We start from the raw sequence: 14655 nt of genomic DNA, 5'->3' as shown, positions 1-14655 counted from the left end.
CCTTTCAGGTTAGCTTATGGATAGCATGCTTATTTGGCAGCCAGATCAAATCGATGAGGCACGCGGTGCTCTTCGGCATAGCCGTCCGTTTCACGCAGCGACGACAGCGCCTCGGTCGGGCAAGCCTGTACACACTTCAGGCAGCCTTTGCAGTATTGATAATCGATCCCTTGCAAAAACATTTGCGGACGTCCTTTTTTGTCGGCCTGTTCGTCCCATACGAAGCAAAAGTCCGGACAGACCGTATCACAGGCGGCGCAATGAATACATTTGTCTTCCTCGAAGTTGGGCATCATGCCGGCCCTGGAAATGCTCAAATCTTTTAATATACTGTTGCCCGGGTTAGTGATGACACCACCCATAGGCTGGGTTTCGAAACCGAGAACCGGAGTATCCTGACGGATGAAATCGGGCATTTGCTCCCCTTCCGGCAAAGCGAACGTCTGGAATTGAACTTCGTTGTAACCTCTTTCAAAAGTGTTGAGTGCAGGTTGGACGGCTTGAGGATACTTCTTCTCCAGCGATTTGCGGATGACATTCTTCATCGTGTCAGGGTTCAAAAATGGACAGAGCCGGAACAAAGCGCCTAGCATGGCCATGTTAACCCGGTTTTTCTCTTCGATTGCGATACCGATGGCATCGATGACAGCGATCGTGCCGCCTCGCATTTTCAGCTTTTCCTTCAACTCCTCGGGAGTTTTCGTGGAATTGACCAGCACCAGGCTGTCCTCGTAAATCCCGCTGACGACGTTGACCGTTTTTGACAAAGATTCATGAAATACGCCAACCACATGAGGTCTCTCTACGGGAGACGTATCGCGGATATTCGTGTTGATATCGCAAAATCGAATATGCGCTTTTACGGCGGAGCCTTTTTTCTCCGAACCGTAAGAAGAGAAGCTAACCCCGTTTAATCCTGCACCTACTACACCGGCTTCTGCAAGCATTTTGCCGGCCAAATTCGCTCCAAGTCCCCCTATGGACTCAAGACGGATTTCAAAAAAGCCCAGCTCGTTCGTTTTCGGTAACGTAACCATTGCATGACTCCTTTCGAGAATAGACTGCAGCAAGAGTATCTAAATATTATTTATATTCGGAATAGATCGACAAATTCCTTTTTTACCAAAAACTTTTTTCTCCGCTACACCCGAAATATTCCATATCCGTTAAGATGAACAAGCGGCTCCCGGTCAGGAAGCAATCCGTCCGACTTGCCGTTCAGTGCCACATCTACGAGCCATTGGGTGAAGCTCGCGACCTTCATCGACTTCATTTCCTCCAATGTGAAAAAACCGGCAGCGTCCACTTCCACTTCATCCGGTTTCGGTTCTCCATCGACATAATCCATTTCAAAGGCGATGTAAATGTTATGAATCTGTCTTGGTTGATCGCGCAATGCGACAATACCCTTCACTCGCGTATGGACACCCGTTTCTTCGAGCACCTCGCGGACGATAGTCTCCTCGATCGGCTCCAACTGCTCGATATAGCCGCCGGGATTCGTCCAATTCCCTTTGCCGGGCTCCTGGGCTCTGCGAACGAGCAGCACCTTGTCATCCTTCACTACAAGAGCTCCGACGCCGATGCTGTAGTTGCCCCAGTGAACCGCATCGCAGCTCGTACAGGCCCGTCGTTCCGCTCCTCCGATTTCCCGGGTTTCCATTGGATGACCGCATGCTGCGCAAAAATTGACTGTCATATGGTTTCCATCTCCCTGCTCCTAGTGTCAGCTCGCGTTCCAACTCCTGACAGTTGGAATCCATTCTACTATAGCTCGTTTACTTTGTTTGTTCAATGAAAAAAGCGCCAATAATTGCGCAGTCCATGCGTAGAAAAAAAGACGACCCGGGCGTCTTCTTGCGAAGAACCCGGGTCGATGCTTAAGGGATCAAACTTAATTACGATGCAGTTTCTGTCGAACCTGCGGATGCGGGAGCAATCTCGGCCGCTTTAGGCGCTGCCGCCGGACTTTGACCGCGCTGGGTCAGCCCCTTCACGAGCTTCTCGAGATCGATGCCGCTTACGCTTTTGAGCATTTCCGGCGCCGTAGCCATGAGCGAAGTGACGTAGTTGCTCACGCGGGCGGCTCCTTCGCCGTGTCCCGTATCGACCACCGTCAGCTTGTCGATGCCTTTGATCGGCTCCGCCACTTTGCCGGCGAGCTCCGGCAGCATCTTCACGATGATGTCGAGCACCGCGGCCTCGCCGAACTTCTCGAACGCCTCGGCAAGCTTCTGCTTCGCTTCGGCCTCGGCCAAACCGCGCAGGCGGATAACCTCCGCATCGGCCGTACCCTTGGCCCGCTCCGCATCCGCCACAGCCAAGCCCTCGAGCCGCTTCTGCTCGGCATTCGCCTTCGCCTCCGCCTCGATGCGGTACTGCAGCGCGTCGGCTTCGCGCAGACGCTTCGCTTTATCCGCCTCGGCCGCTTGCTCGACGGCGTAACGGTCCGCGTCCGCCTTCTTCTTCACCTCGGCGTCGTATTGCTTCTCGCGGCGAAGAATTTCCTTCGCCTCAAGGTCGATTTCGCGCTCTTTGCGAACGAGCTCGACTTTCATCTGCTCCTCGACCACGCTTTGCTTCGCGCGGGCCTCATGAATATTGTACGCTTGGTCGGCTTCCGCGCGCGCCGTATCCTGCTCGCGCTTGAAGCTAGCGACCTTCAGCTCCTTCTCCTTCGACGCTTCGGCGATATTCGTGTCCCGAAGCAGCTCGGCCTTCTGCCCTTCCTCCTCGGCGCGGGCTTTCTGGATCCTCGCATCCCGGACCGCCTCCGCTTCGGCAATCTCCGCATCGCGCTTCACCGCTGCGATTCGCGGCTTACCTAACGCATCCAGGTAACCGTGCTTGTCGCGCAAATCCTTAATCGTGAAGGATACGATCTGCAACCCCATCTTCTTCAAATCCTTCGCAGCAACGCCCTGCACTTCCTGAGCGAATTTATCGCGGTTGCGGTAAACCTCCTCCACCGTCATGGAGCCCAGAATCGCGCGAAGATGCCCTTCCAGCACCTCCTGCGCCTCTCCCTTCAAGGCTTCCGTCGGCTTGCCCATGAACTGCTCAGCCGCGGTCGCTACGTCCTCCACGCTGCCGCCGATCTTGATGATCGCCACGCCGTCAGCCATGACGGGCACGCCCTGCTCCGTATAGACCTCCGGAGTGGAAACGTCCAGCTTATGGGATAGCAGAGAAAGAAACTGGGACTGCTGGAATATCGGAATAATAAATGCGCCTCCGCCGCGGACGATCTTGATTTTTCTCCCGGAATCGTCCGTCATGACGTTTTTCGCGCCGAGGAACGATCCTGTTACGATCATTGCTTCGTCAGGGCTTACCGTTTTGTACCGCGCCCAGAATGCGAGTCCGAAAACGAGTATGACCCCTACTATCACGGCTGGAATAACTAAAGATTCTGGCATGAACATCTCTCCTCTACTCCAATTTATCTAAACGGGCTACGAACAGCGTATCGTCCTTCACTTCGACGACAACGACCCTCGCGCCGGTTTGGATTTCGTCTCCCTCATAGCTTGCGGCAATCTGATTCGTGTTGCCTGCTCCCGCGCGCAACATGACTTCTCCATAGCCGACGGAAGGTACGGTTACCGTAACCTCCGCGATCTTGCCCGCCATATCGTGGATGGAGAACGCTACCGAATTTTCACTGTTTTGCATCGGCTTCACGTACAGGAAATAAATGAGGACCGACATCAGTAAGGCGCATACGACAGAGCTGAACAGAACGGCTATCGCACTCCAGGCCGTATACTTCGACAACAAAATGCCTGCTCCGCCCCATACGGTAATGCCGCTGAACAGAACCATCGGCTGCAGCGCGTGCATGTGCTCGCCTGACAAAAAGTCAAACATGCCGTCCAGCACATTGCCTAAAATATCGCCTAAAACGACGGTTACGAGAGCCAGCAGCACGCCGGTGATGAGCAACCCCCAATACAATTGCAGCATGGGCACCCTCCTGACTAATTTAGTTAGCTTCGTAAAGTAATACGCCAAATCCGAGGAAAAGTTTCAAAACTTTTCCTGAATTATCCGTCCTTCCATAACTCCAGGAACCGGCTGGCGGATGGAGACAAGTGGTGCTCCTTCAGCCATATAAACCCCGATGATGCCGTCCAGGCGGAATCCGCAAGCTCATGGACCTTCACTTTATACCCCCGGTGCTTCTGCAAGACGACCTCAGGTACTATCGCCGCCCCGAAGCCGGCCTCCACCAGCTCCATCAACAGGGCGATATCCGAGCACTCGCATACGATGTTCGCCTCCATGTGCTCTCTAGACAGCCGCTCCACAATCATGTGATGGAGACCCAGGCCGTCTGTGCTCGGGATGATGAGCGGGAAATCGCCCATCTGCTCGTATGTAGCCTGCCGTCCGTCCAGGGCCGATAACGGAGAGGTGAGAAAGTACAACGGCTCGGTTTTGATGTGATAATAGGCGAATTCATCCAACTGGAGCGGAAAGCGGATCAGGGCAAGCTCAATCGCCCGTTCCCGGATCAGCCTGCAAAGATGCGCCGATTCGTTCTGCTGAATTTTGTAGGTAATATCCGGGTATTGGGATTGAAATTGGAGCAGATGCCGCGAAAACGCCTCGGCTGATAGCGTGTTGACGCCGATCGTCAGCTTGCCGCGCATGCCGAGTCCGGTCTGCCTTACTTCCATCTGCGTTTGCTCCATCGACTTGGTAATATGAAGCGCATGCCTGTACAAGGTCGAGCCTGCCTCCGTCAGCTCCAGACCGCGGCCGTGGCGGATGACTAGCGGAACTCCCAGCTCCTCCTCCATCTGTTTCAACTGTTGGCTTAGCGGCGGTTGAGCCATGTGCAGCTTCTTGGCGGCGGCGGAGATTTGCTTCTCCTCCGCAATTGCAATAAAGTAACGCAGTTGCCGAATATCCAGCATTTGAACCTCCATGATCTCCTATATGGATTACATATACTTTTCTAATTTTAATGATATTTTCCGTATATTAAGATCCATGGTAGCATAGAAACAAGCACTTCGAAAGGGTGGTGTACGCTCTATGTGGATACCCATCACGTTATTGTCCATTGCCATTACACTTACGGGCTGCTCAATAGATGCAACACAGCCCGTCCAAACCGGAAAGGAGTCGGTTCAACCGATGGAAACCGAAATGAACAAGAACGCCCAATTGATTGAGGCCGCGGAAAAAGGAGATAATGCAGCAGTAGAACGGCTGCTTGCATCGGGAGCCGATATTAACGCTACGGACGGCAGAGGCAGAACGGCTGCAATGGCCGCCACGCACGGGAACAAGCCGGAAACCTTGCGGCTGCTCATTGCCAAGGGCGCCGATCTGAATATCCGAGACCAGCGCAGCGATAATCCGCTCTTGTACGCCGGTGCGGAAGGATTGCTGGACATCGTCAAAATCGCCGTAGAGGCCAAGGCGGATACGAAGCTCACGAATCGTTACGGCGGAGTCGCCATCATTCCCGCTTCGGAAAGAGGTCACGTCGAGGTAGTCAAGGAGCTGCTGGAGCATTCGGATATTAATGTGAATCATATCAACAATCTCGGATGGACCGCACTGATCGAGGCGATCGTATTAAGCAATGGCGGAGAAAAACATCAGCAAATCGTTCGCCTGCTTATTGAACATGGCGCTGACGTAAACATACCGGATAAGGACGGCATTACCCCATTGCAGCATGCGAGATCGCGCGGCTATAAAGAAATTGAAGCTATGCTGGTTCAAGCAGGAGCCAAATAAAATACGCGCATCGATCAACAGGAGGGATACGACACCATGAAACCCAATGAGTTTATGCGTCAAGCGATCGAGCTCGCTTATAACAATACGAAGCAGCATGGCGGCAAGCCGTTCGGAGCCGTCATCGTCAAGGACGGCGAAATTATCGCTACCGGAGTCAACGATGTATTGGCTACGCACGATGTAACTGCGCATGCGGAAATTCAGGCGATCCGCGAAGCATGCAATAAGCTGCAAAGCCCGCAGCTTACCGGCTGCGAGGTGTATGCCAGCGGCCAGCCGTGCCCGATGTGTCTCGCGGCCATCCATTGGACCGGAGCTAAGGCGGTCTATTATGCCTATACCGAAGAAGATGCGGCAGCCATCGGAATGAGCACCAAGCATGTGTATCAGCAGCTATCGCTCCCTCTAGAGCGGCAAGCTCTGCCTATTCAACGGATGGAGCCGGATACGGCGCAGAACCCGATGGAGCTCTGGAAGCAGACGAACCGGCGTTAACCGAACGGTTTGCCGTTCTTTCTGCCCGGCTCGACATGCAAATATTGCTGTAAAAACATGGTGGCGGCTGACGAAAGCCGCCTATTTTTCAATAGGGCGATGCCTATTTTACGCTGCGGAATGGGTTCCGTCAGCTTGACCTCGGCCAGCTTGCCGGTTGCAAGCTCCGTCTGCACAAACTGCCGGGTAACGAACGATATGCCGAGTCCCGCCTTGGCGAACTCGATCAGCAGGTCGACGCTGGCCAGCTCAATCTCCGGTTCGATAGCGACGCCCTGCGACAGGGCGAAATCCTGGATAAAACGCCGGGAGCTGCTGTTTTTGGAAAACAGAATCAACGGATTCGCCGAAAGCTCCGACAGCGGGATCGGCTGCTGCGTCAAATGAAAATATCTCGGACCCGCCACGAAGCAATCCTGTACCTCGATCGTCTCCAATATGGTTAGCGAGCTGTCTGCCACCGGCAGCCTGACGATGCCGAATTCAATCCGCCCCTCCTTGATGTTCTGTATAATTTCCGGAGTCGTCCCGTGTACCAAGTCCAGCCGAATGTGCGGATAGTCGTTGCAAAACCGGCCGAGCGAAGGCAGCAAGTAATGCTTGCACAACGAATCGCTGCTCCCGAGCCGCAGTTCTCCGCGCAATAAGTTATTGATGTCCGCCAGCTGTCTTTCCGCCGATTCGATCACTTGAAAAGCAAGCTCGATCTGTGAATACAGCAGCTGCCCCTCCTCCGACAATCTCATCCCTTTGGGTCCCCGATGAAACAGATGAACGGAGAGCTCGCTCTCCAGCTGCTTGATCGCATGGCTGACACTGGGCTGCGTAATGAACAAACGCTCCGCGGCTCGTGAGACGTTCTGCTCCTTGGCTGTCCAATAAAAAGCGCGATACAATTCCAGATTGGCAATCATGGTATTATTCCCTTCTATATCTGCTATGTATAATATCGATTTCATATATACCTCATCGTCCTATTATAATCTAGAAAGTGAATCGATACTAACCTTTCGAATTCGAGGAGGAATAGAAATCCAATGACATTGCTAAACACTACCATCCAGCAAAAAGCGGTCAATACGATCCGTACGCTGGCTATCGATGCTATCGACAAGGCAAACTCAGGCCATCCCGGCATGCCAATGGGCTCGGCTCCAATGGCCTATGAGCTGTGGTCCCGGTTTATGAAGCATAATCCGAGCAACCCGAAATGGATTAACCGCGACCGGTTCGTATTGTCTGCCGGACACGGCTCCATGCTTCTGTACAGCCTGCTTCATTTGTTCGGTTACGACCTTCCGTTAGAAGAATTGAAGCAGTTCCGTCAGTGGGGAAGCCTTACTCCGGGCCATCCGGAATATGGCCATACGGCGGGCGTAGACGCAACAACAGGACCATTGGGACAAGGTGTCGCCATGGCAGTAGGTATGGCTCTTGCCGAGGCGCATATGGCTGCTACCTACAATCGCGACAGCTTCAACGTCATGGATCATTACACCTATGCGATTTGCGGCGACGGGGACATGATGGAAGGCATCAGCGGCGAAGCGGCTTCTTTGGCCGGCCATCTGCAGCTCGGCAAGCTGATCGTTCTCTACGATTCGAACGACATCTCGTTGGACGGCGATTTGAGCATGTCGTTCTCCGAAAATGTACAGCAGCGCTATGAGAGCTACCGCTGGCACGTTCAATTAGTGAAGGACGGCAACGATCTGGAAGCCATCCATAAGGCGATTGCCGCAGCTCAGGCAGACCCTCGTCCGTCTCTGATCGAAGTTAAAACCGTGATCGGCTACGGCAGTCCGAACAAGAGCGGCAAAGCAGGCGAGCACGGATCTCACGGCGCTCCTCTTGGCAAAGAGGAAACGCGCCTGACTAAGCAAGCCTACGGCTGGCCGGAAGATAAGGATTTCTATATTCCGGAGGACGTTCAGGCTCACTTTGCACAATTCACACGCGAAGGCGAAGCCCATGAAGCTGCTTGGCAAGCCAAGTTCGAGCAGTACCGCCAGTCGTATCCCGAGCTTGCGAAGCAGTTCGAAACAGCAGTAAGCGGCCAATTGCCGGAAGGCTGGGACTCCGAGGTTCCTGTCTACTCCACTGACGATAAAGCTATAGCTACACGCGCTGCATCGGAGCTCGCTCTCAATGCGCTCGCAAAGAAAGTGCCTCATTTGCTGGGTGGTTCGGCGGACCTGGAAACATCGAACAAGACGAATATCAAAATCTCAGGCCGTCTGACAAGAAACGACTACAGCCAGCGCAACATTTTCTTCGGCGTTCGCGAATTCGCCATGGGAGCTGCATTGAACGGGATGGCTCTTCACCAGGGCGTCCGCGCTTTCGGAGCTACGTTCTTCGTATTCTCGGACTACCTGCGTCCTGCCATTCGCCTTGCTGCGATTATGAAGCTGCCGGTGATCTACGTATTTACGCATGACAGCATAGCAGTCGGCGAAGACGGACCGACTCACGAGCCGATCGAGCAGCTGCCTGCGCTGCGCAGCATCCCTGGCATCACCGTGCTGCGTCCAGCCGACGCCAACGAAACCGGCTTTGCTTGGAAACACGCGGTGCAAAATCAATCCGGCCCAGTCGCTTTGGTCCTTACTCGTCAAGCGCTGCCGAATCTGGCAGGCACATCCACGTTGGGAGCCGAAGGGCTGACTCGCGGAGCGTATGTATTGTCCGACGCAGCGAACGGCAAGCCGCAAGCGCAGCTGATCGCCAGCGGTTCCGAAGTGCAGCTGGCGGTTGAGGCACAGAAGCAGCTCGCCGAGCAAGGTGTGCATGTGCGCGTCATCAGCATGCCGAGCTGGGAGCTGTTCAACCAGCAGCCGCAAGCGTACAAGGATTCCGTGCTGCTTCCGGACGTGGAAGCGCGTCTTGCCATCGAGATGGCTTCGCCGCAAGGCTGGCATCAATATGTCGGCAAGCAAGGCGATGTGATGGGCATCGACCGTTTCGGAGCTTCCGCGCCTGCTTCCAAGGTTATTAACGAATACGGCTTCACTGTCGACAACGTAGTAAGCCGCGTCAAAGCATTGCTGGCATAATCCGGCTCTGCCTTAGCCAATAAAATAACAAAGCCGCCGAAAGCGATTGAGAATCGCTTTCGGCGGCTTGCTTTATTTTTGCTTCAACGCCATCATTTGGTATACTTCACGCGAATCGCCCTTTAACACCTTCTGGGCGCTGTTCATTTGGCTGGAGCCGTCACCATCGAGAAACACGCCGTCCACCAACCTGCCGTTGCCAATTTTCTCCACTATCGCCGTCCGGAACTGCTCCACCGTACACGGCTTGTCCGTAACGACCATCCATACGTTTTGCCGGTCGTCGTAAACCACGCCGGAGCGCAATCTCGGCTCGTCAAATGCGGGCATATCCTCAGCCCTTGCCTGCTGAATCCAACGGGCTCCATTATGCAAAGACATGCTTACCCCGCCCTGTGCCCAATAACGCTGCCGGTCCGTTACTTTGATTTCATGGGCGTCCTGGACGACCTGCACGGAAAATCGCCTCGTAATCTCATCCCAGACCAGCGTCCCTTTCGGGTAATCGATATTGTACCATCCGGAACCGTAGTCCTCCGGCTGTCCTATCAAAGGCTTGTCGTTAATGACAGCAATGCTGAGCAGGTAACCTTCCCAGAAAAAACCGCCGTTAATGCCATAATCGGGCGTGCGGGAAACATTCGTCGCAATAGGCTTCAATGAGATATTTTGCGGTACGGTCTGCAAGGCAAACAGCCTGACTCCATTCGCGGCAACCGTTTCCTGGTAGGTATAATGCCTTGGGTGAAAGAACGGCGAGGTCGGCTGTACGGCTGTGAACAGCACCGCCAACAAATTGCCGAATAAAAAAGCGGCCAGAAGCATCGGTATTTGCGACCTTGTCGGCCAGCCGAACATTCCTCGCAGCGCACGAACAACCATCCAAGGCTCCCCCATTTACACCGTTTTTCATAGAATCATATATTCTATTACTCTCATTCTATGAAAATAGATTCCGATTTATGATCACCCTTCTTTAACGACGCCTTTTTTCAAAATGATATTGGCGTACAATGCTTTCTCGCCTGTCGCTACAACCGCATACGCTTCCTTCGCACGTTCATAGAAAGCGAACCGCTCCACCGTCTTCAGCTCCGATGCTTGCGGATCGTGCTTTTGCACCAAAGCCTTATACTCGTCCCATATTACCGGAACCGTCGGGTCACCGGGAACGACCTCCATGAGCGCAACGGAATGATCCGCATAAGTATCCAACGGGAAAAAGGTCAGAATCGCATCCAGCAAGCCGGGAATCGCGTGACCGTCGCAGCGTACCAGTCTTTGCGCGTGACTCGCTGCGGGGAAATTGCCGTCGGCCAGCACCAGCTCGTCCCCATGTCCCATTTCCATCAATATTTTCAACAATTCAGGCGAAAGCACCGAAGGAATTCCTTTTAACATATCCAATCTTCCTCTCTGATTAAGAAATGATTCCCATTAATCCTATACAAGTCGATAAGAGATTGTCAACGGCTGCTTCAACCATAAATCATAGTATAAAAAATCAATGCCGTGAAAGCCTATTAGAATCATATGAATAAAGGAGTTCATGCATGGATTTAGCAGTCGGCAAGCTGTTATGGCCGGACATTTCGCCACCCCCGCCGGTATCTCCCCCACTGACCGAAGATACATCCTGCGACGTGTTGATCATCGGCGGCGGGATTGCGGGTGCGTTGTGCGCATACTATTTAGCTAAGCTAGACATCGATACGGTCATCGTCGAGAAGCGCACCATCGCGAGCGGCAGCACAGCGGCCAATGCAGGTCATCTTCAATTCGCCAACGACAAATCGCTGACATCCTGCATCCATTCGTTCGGCGAGAAAGACGGCGTCCGATTCTATCAACTATGCCGTCAGGCGCTGGATGAGCTGGAGAGCATATGCTCCGTGCTCGGCATTGAGGCAGAATTTCGCAGAAGATGTAATCTGTACGCGGCATCGGAACCGAAGGATGTCGAAGCGTTAAAACAGGAATTCCATACGCTGCGGACCTATGGATTTTCCGTGCAATATTGGGAAGCCGAGCAAATAGCGCGGCATTATTCTTTTCATAGACCGGGCGCGATCTTCAGCAGCGGCGATGCCGAAATTAATCCTTACCGGCTGACTTCCGAATTAATATCGGTTTTGAAAAGATCAGGTGTGCGGGTTTATGAGCATACGGAGGTCGTTTCGCACAAAACCGGTACGCCACCGTTGGTCTTCACAACGAGAGAGCGCCGAACCATTACGGCCGCCAGAGCCGTTGTAGCTTCGGGCTATGAAGCTTTACAGGTTAAGCGTCACCCCAATGCGGTCATGGAAAGTACCTATGCTATCGCTACCGAGCCTCTTTCAGACTTTCCCGGGTGGTACGAGCAGAGCTTGATCTGGGAAACGGCCCGTCCTTATTTATATTTACGAACGACGCCGGATCGGCGCATTATTGCTGGCGGGCTGGATGAAAATACGAAGATTCCGGAGGAACGCGACGCCCTGCTTCCTTCAAAAAGCAAACGATTGCTTGAAGAAATTAGCAGGATGTTCCCCGCCTTGACCGGACTGCGAGCAGACTACTATTGGTCGGCACCCTATGCAACGACCCACGACGGATTGCCGCTAATCGGAGAACGCGAGGATTTGCCCCATTGTTATTTTGCTCTGGGTTATGGGGGCAATGGGACTGTATACAGCACCATCGCCGCTCAAATCATTAGCGGTATCATTGCCAGAGGAGCTCATCCCGATGCGGACTTGTTCCGCTTGGACCGCCCTGCCCGATAGCCGACTCATTATTAAGCGAATTTTCAGGTTATCTTCATATTTAGCAGCCAAGCTTAGGCTATGATAGAAGCAGGTAAAAAGGAGGAGATTTGAAGAATGAGTGCCAACCTGTCTACCTCAGCAATGGAAAAAGTAAAGTTTCTTTACAAATTTATTCGTACTCCTAGAACGATTGGCAGCGTAACACCCAGCTCCCGCTATTTGACCCATAAAATGATCGACGCCGTCCCATGGAGCAGCATTCACTGCGTGGCGGAGTTAGGCTGCGGTACAGGCGTAATGACCAAAGCCATTCATCGCAAAATGATGCCGGACACGACGGTCCTGCTTTTCGAGAAAGATTCGCATCTGCGGAAGCAGCTGGCGCTGCAGTTTCCCGAGTCGAATACATACGCCGATGCGAAACATCTGTGCTCGGCTGTAAGGGAAGCAGGCTTTGAGCATGTCGATTGTGTCATCAGCGGACTTCCCTTCGCCAATTTTCCTCAACCGGTCCGCGATGCTTTAATGGATCAAGTCCGTCGCGCTTTACGGCCTGGAGGCTACTTCATTGCATTCCAATATTCGCTGCAAATGAAAAAACAGTTTGCAAGCCTATTCCATATTGAATCCATCCGCTTTGAAATGCGGAATGTGCCTCCCGCTTTCGTATACGTCTGCAGAAAAAGATGACGGATCGGTGGCATCCTTCTCTCTGATCGGTTACTATAAAAAGAGAAGCGTGTTTAGTTCTCTAGCCATAGTAATCATAAGCGAGGTGCAATTAGTTTGGAACAAGTCATTATTATAGGAGCCGGTCCATGCGGCTTGTCGGCGGCGCTGGAGCTGCAAAAGCTTGGGATCGAGCCCCTTATTATAGAAAAGCATTGTCTAGTACATTCCATCAGTCTGTATCCGACGTATATGACGTTTTTCAGTACGCCGGAGCTGCTCGAAATCGGCGGCATTCCTTTTACGTCGCCGAATGACAAGCCTACCCGGCTGGAAGCCATGAACTATTACCGGAATGCGGCGCTGCGGAACAACGTTCGCGTTCAGTCGTATACCGAGGTCACTTCCATTCGCAAAACGGATGCAGGCCACTTCGACCTGAGCTTGACCGATCGTTTCGGCAAGCAAGCTTCCGCGCAAGCACGTTATGTGATAGTGGCGACAGGCTACTTCGACCATCCGAACCTGCTGGGCATTCCCGGCGAGGATTTGTCCAAAGTAACTCACTACTACAGAGAAGCTCATCCTTACAGCTGCACGAAAGTGGCGGTGATCGGCGGCAACAATTCGGCGATAGACGCCGCCATGGACCTGCTTCGCGTCGGAGCCGACGTTACCGTTGTGTACCGTGGCGATGCTTATTCCCCTAACATAAAACCGTGGGTGCTGCCTCTCTTCGAAAGTATGGTCAACAAAGGACGGATTCGGATGATGTTTCGTTCCCAAGTGGTTCGCGTCGATGAAAGATCCATTACCGTAGTGGAAGATGGAGAGGAGCAGGTGCTCGATAACGACTTTGTACTGGCTCTCACCGGATTTCGGCCGGACCGCGGCATGCTGACCGAAGCTGGCGCTGAGCTCGACGAATCACAGACCCTACCGGTCTATAACCCGGAGACAATGGAAACGACCGTACCACGGTTATTCATAGCCGGCGTGGCCGCTTCCGGAAGCAATGCGAACGAAGTATTCATTGAAACCGGACGGCTTCATGGCGGATTGATTGCAAAGCATATTGTCTCCTCTCTCTAGTCCGCCATCCCCATGACATGATAAAAAGGACATCCCGACATAAGAAATCGGGATGTCCTTTTGCTTGAAGCTTAAAAAATTAGATCTTTTTCCCTTTGCGTAAGCCTTCTGCCTGCAATGTCTACGACCAGCCTGCCGCCGGACAGCCCCCAAATACGCGAGCCGTATTTCTCGGCCAGCTCCAGTTGATGCAGACTGCAAAATACGATGACCTTATCCTTGCGGCAAATTTCCTTCAAATCATCCAGCACTTTGCTCGCCGCCTCCGGATCGAGACCGGATACCGGCTCATCGGCGTAGATAACCTTGGCTCCGCGGATCAGCGCTTTGGCGATCGCCACGCGCTGCCTCTCGCCCCCGCTCAATTTCTCCGCAGGCTCGTGAGCCTTGTCCAGCAGCCCGACTTTATCCAGGTAATCCATCGCGGTCATATGGTCGTCGTTGGAAGTCGTTCCCGAGAGAATTCTCCACCACGCCTTATGGAAAAACAAGCCGCTTAATACGTTTTTCAATGCGGACTTTTTCAAATTCAGATTCGGCTTCTCCTCCAGATAAGCCCAGTCTTTACGCAGCTTCCACTGCTCCAGCCCGCGAACCTGGGAAATGTCGTTGCCGTTATAAATATATTGGCCTTCGTCCCACTTCTCCTTCAAAGCCAAGCAGCGAAAAAACGTCGTCTTCCCGCTGCCGCTGGCTCCAACCAAGGCGATAAGCTCGCCCTCGTCGGCCTGGAAGCTGATTTTGGATAAAATCTCTTGCCCTGGCGGAAATGATTTCGATAAATTGCGTACAATGATCATCGGATCGTTGCTCCTTTGCCTGCCGTAGTCCGA

15 protein-coding genes are annotated in these 14655 nt (G+C 53.1%); 6 read left to right on the top strand and 9 right to left on the bottom strand.

Annotated features, from left to right (window positions below; translation table 11 throughout):
• Window positions 1–29: 29 nt before the first annotated feature.
• The 5 genes from ACFQ88_RS02220 to ACFQ88_RS02200 all read right to left on the bottom strand — a co-directional run bounded on the left by ACFQ88_RS02220 (window position 30) and on the right by ACFQ88_RS02200 (window position 4922).
• A complete protein-coding gene (locus ACFQ88_RS02220) occupies window positions 30–1037 on the bottom strand; it encodes a 2-oxoacid:acceptor oxidoreductase family protein (RefSeq protein WP_379451486.1) in 1008 nt (335 codons plus the stop codon).
• 104 nt (window positions 1038–1141) lie between these two features.
• On the bottom strand, window positions 1142–1699 hold the full coding sequence (locus tag ACFQ88_RS02215) for an NUDIX hydrolase (protein ID WP_239634804.1): 558 nt from the start codon (window positions 1697–1699) through the stop codon (window positions 1142–1144).
• Window positions 1700–1898: 199 nt separating this feature from the next.
• Entirely contained in the window at window positions 1899–3419 is a 1521-nt protein-coding gene (locus tag ACFQ88_RS02210) for a flotillin lipid rafts scaffold protein FloT (protein ID WP_275590474.1), read from the bottom strand.
• 13 nt (window positions 3420–3432) lie between these two features.
• Window positions 3433–3966: an NfeD family protein gene (locus ACFQ88_RS02205; RefSeq protein WP_379451485.1), complete on the bottom strand. Its 534-nt coding sequence runs from the start codon at window positions 3964–3966 to the stop codon at window positions 3433–3435.
• An 80-nt stretch (window positions 3967–4046) separates the two neighbouring features.
• Window positions 4047–4922 carry a LysR family transcriptional regulator gene (locus ACFQ88_RS02200; RefSeq protein WP_345774060.1) on the bottom strand — a complete coding sequence of 292 codons (876 nt, stop codon included), beginning with the start codon at window positions 4920–4922 and terminating at the stop codon, window positions 4047–4049.
• A gap of 121 nt (window positions 4923–5043) precedes the next feature.
• Here ACFQ88_RS02200 and ACFQ88_RS02195 point away from each other — a divergent pair, with 121 nt between their 5' ends.
• The gene (locus tag ACFQ88_RS02195; protein ID WP_379451484.1) at window positions 5044–5757 is read left to right on the top strand and encodes an ankyrin repeat domain-containing protein; all 714 of its coding nucleotides are present in this window, start codon (window positions 5044–5046) and stop codon (window positions 5755–5757) included.
• A 36-nt stretch (window positions 5758–5793) separates the two neighbouring features.
• Entirely contained in the window at window positions 5794–6255 is a 462-nt protein-coding gene (locus ACFQ88_RS02190) for a nucleoside deaminase (RefSeq protein ID WP_379451483.1), read from the top strand.
• Here ACFQ88_RS02190 and ACFQ88_RS02185 read toward each other — a convergent pair.
• Window positions 6252–7169 carry a LysR family transcriptional regulator gene (locus ACFQ88_RS02185; RefSeq protein ID WP_379451482.1) on the bottom strand — a complete coding sequence of 306 codons (918 nt, stop codon included), beginning with the start codon at window positions 7167–7169 and terminating at the stop codon, window positions 6252–6254. The genes ACFQ88_RS02190 and ACFQ88_RS02185 overlap by 4 nt on opposite strands.
• Before the next feature lie 123 nt (window positions 7170–7292).
• Here ACFQ88_RS02185 and tkt point away from each other — a divergent pair, with 123 nt between their 5' ends.
• A complete protein-coding gene (tkt, locus tag ACFQ88_RS02180; protein WP_379451481.1) occupies window positions 7293–9311 on the top strand; it encodes a transketolase in 2019 nt (672 codons plus the stop codon).
• Between the two features lie 72 nt (window positions 9312–9383).
• Here tkt and ACFQ88_RS02175 read toward each other — a convergent pair whose 3' ends face one another.
• Together ACFQ88_RS02175 and ACFQ88_RS02170 are read right to left on the bottom strand one after the other, a co-directional pair.
• Window positions 9384–10193 carry a phosphodiester glycosidase family protein gene (locus ACFQ88_RS02175; protein WP_379451480.1) on the bottom strand — a complete coding sequence of 270 codons (810 nt, stop codon included), beginning with the start codon at window positions 10191–10193 and terminating at the stop codon, window positions 9384–9386.
• Between the two features lie 84 nt (window positions 10194–10277).
• Window positions 10278–10712 (bottom strand): RbsD/FucU family protein, encoded by a 435-nt coding sequence (locus ACFQ88_RS02170; protein ID WP_239634796.1) that lies wholly within the window; start codon window positions 10710–10712, stop codon window positions 10278–10280.
• Between the two features lie 152 nt (window positions 10713–10864).
• Between ACFQ88_RS02170 and ACFQ88_RS02165 the strand changes: the two genes are divergently transcribed.
• The 3 genes from ACFQ88_RS02165 to ACFQ88_RS02155 all read left to right on the top strand — a co-directional run bounded on the left by ACFQ88_RS02165 (window position 10865) and on the right by ACFQ88_RS02155 (window position 13822).
• Entirely contained in the window at window positions 10865–12079 is a 1215-nt protein-coding gene (locus ACFQ88_RS02165) for an NAD(P)/FAD-dependent oxidoreductase (protein ID WP_379451479.1), read from the top strand.
• 96 nt (window positions 12080–12175) lie between these two features.
• Complete coding sequence (locus tag ACFQ88_RS02160) at window positions 12176–12751, top strand: class I SAM-dependent methyltransferase (protein ID WP_379451478.1); 576 nt, start codon at window positions 12176–12178, stop codon at window positions 12749–12751.
• A 96-nt stretch (window positions 12752–12847) separates the two neighbouring features.
• Complete coding sequence (locus ACFQ88_RS02155) at window positions 12848–13822, top strand: YpdA family putative bacillithiol disulfide reductase (RefSeq protein WP_239634793.1); 975 nt, start codon at window positions 12848–12850, stop codon at window positions 13820–13822.
• 71 nt (window positions 13823–13893) lie between these two features.
• Here the strand turns inward: ACFQ88_RS02155 and ACFQ88_RS02150 are convergent, their stop codons facing one another.
• The gene (locus tag ACFQ88_RS02150) at window positions 13894–14622 is read right to left on the bottom strand and encodes a phosphonate ABC transporter ATP-binding protein (protein ID WP_239634791.1); all 729 of its coding nucleotides are present in this window, start codon (window positions 14620–14622) and stop codon (window positions 13894–13896) included.
• Between the last annotated feature and the right edge of the window lie 33 nt (window positions 14623–14655).

Source organism: Paenibacillus sp. NPDC056579 (genome assembly GCF_042793215.1).
Taxonomy (GTDB): domain Bacteria; phylum Bacillota; class Bacilli; order Paenibacillales; family NBRC-103111; genus Paenibacillus_S.
Note: the sequence above shows the minus strand (reverse complement) of the source record. Positions and strands in the feature narration are given on the sequence as shown.

What these genes read in the sequence shown, in the direction of transcription:
- ACFQ88_RS02160 (WP_379451478.1), top strand. Translation starts at nt 12,176, where the DNA reads ATGAGTGCCAACCTGTCTACCTCAGCAATGGAAAAAGTAAAGTTTCTT.
- ACFQ88_RS02210 (WP_275590474.1), bottom strand. Translation starts at nt 3,419, where the DNA reads ATGCCAGAATCTTTAGTTATTCCAGCCGTGATAGTAGGGGTCATACTC.
- ACFQ88_RS02150 (WP_239634791.1), bottom strand. Translation starts at nt 14,622, where the DNA reads ATGATCATTGTACGCAATTTATCGAAATCATTTCCGCCAGGGCAAGAG.
- ACFQ88_RS02185 (WP_379451482.1), bottom strand. Translation starts at nt 7,169, where the DNA reads ATGATTGCCAATCTGGAATTGTATCGCGCTTTTTATTGGACAGCCAAG.
- ACFQ88_RS02215 (WP_239634804.1), bottom strand. Translation starts at nt 1,699, where the DNA reads ATGACAGTCAATTTTTGCGCAGCATGCGGTCATCCAATGGAAACCCGG.
- ACFQ88_RS02195 (WP_379451484.1), top strand. Translation starts at nt 5,044, where the DNA reads ATGTGGATACCCATCACGTTATTGTCCATTGCCATTACACTTACGGGC.
- ACFQ88_RS02200 (WP_345774060.1), bottom strand. Translation starts at nt 4,922, where the DNA reads ATGCTGGATATTCGGCAACTGCGTTACTTTATTGCAATTGCGGAGGAG.
- ACFQ88_RS02190 (WP_379451483.1), top strand. Translation starts at nt 5,794, where the DNA reads ATGAAACCCAATGAGTTTATGCGTCAAGCGATCGAGCTCGCTTATAAC.
- tkt (WP_379451481.1), top strand. Translation starts at nt 7,293, where the DNA reads ATGACATTGCTAAACACTACCATCCAGCAAAAAGCGGTCAATACGATC.
- ACFQ88_RS02165 (WP_379451479.1), top strand. Translation starts at nt 10,865, where the DNA reads ATGGATTTAGCAGTCGGCAAGCTGTTATGGCCGGACATTTCGCCACCC.
- ACFQ88_RS02205 (WP_379451485.1), bottom strand. Translation starts at nt 3,966, where the DNA reads ATGCTGCAATTGTATTGGGGGTTGCTCATCACCGGCGTGCTGCTGGCT.
- ACFQ88_RS02175 (WP_379451480.1), bottom strand. Translation starts at nt 10,193, where the DNA reads ATGGTTGTTCGTGCGCTGCGAGGAATGTTCGGCTGGCCGACAAGGTCG.
- ACFQ88_RS02220 (WP_379451486.1), bottom strand. Translation starts at nt 1,037, where the DNA reads ATGGTTACGTTACCGAAAACGAACGAGCTGGGCTTTTTTGAAATCCGT.
- ACFQ88_RS02170 (WP_239634796.1), bottom strand. Translation starts at nt 10,712, where the DNA reads ATGTTAAAAGGAATTCCTTCGGTGCTTTCGCCTGAATTGTTGAAAATA.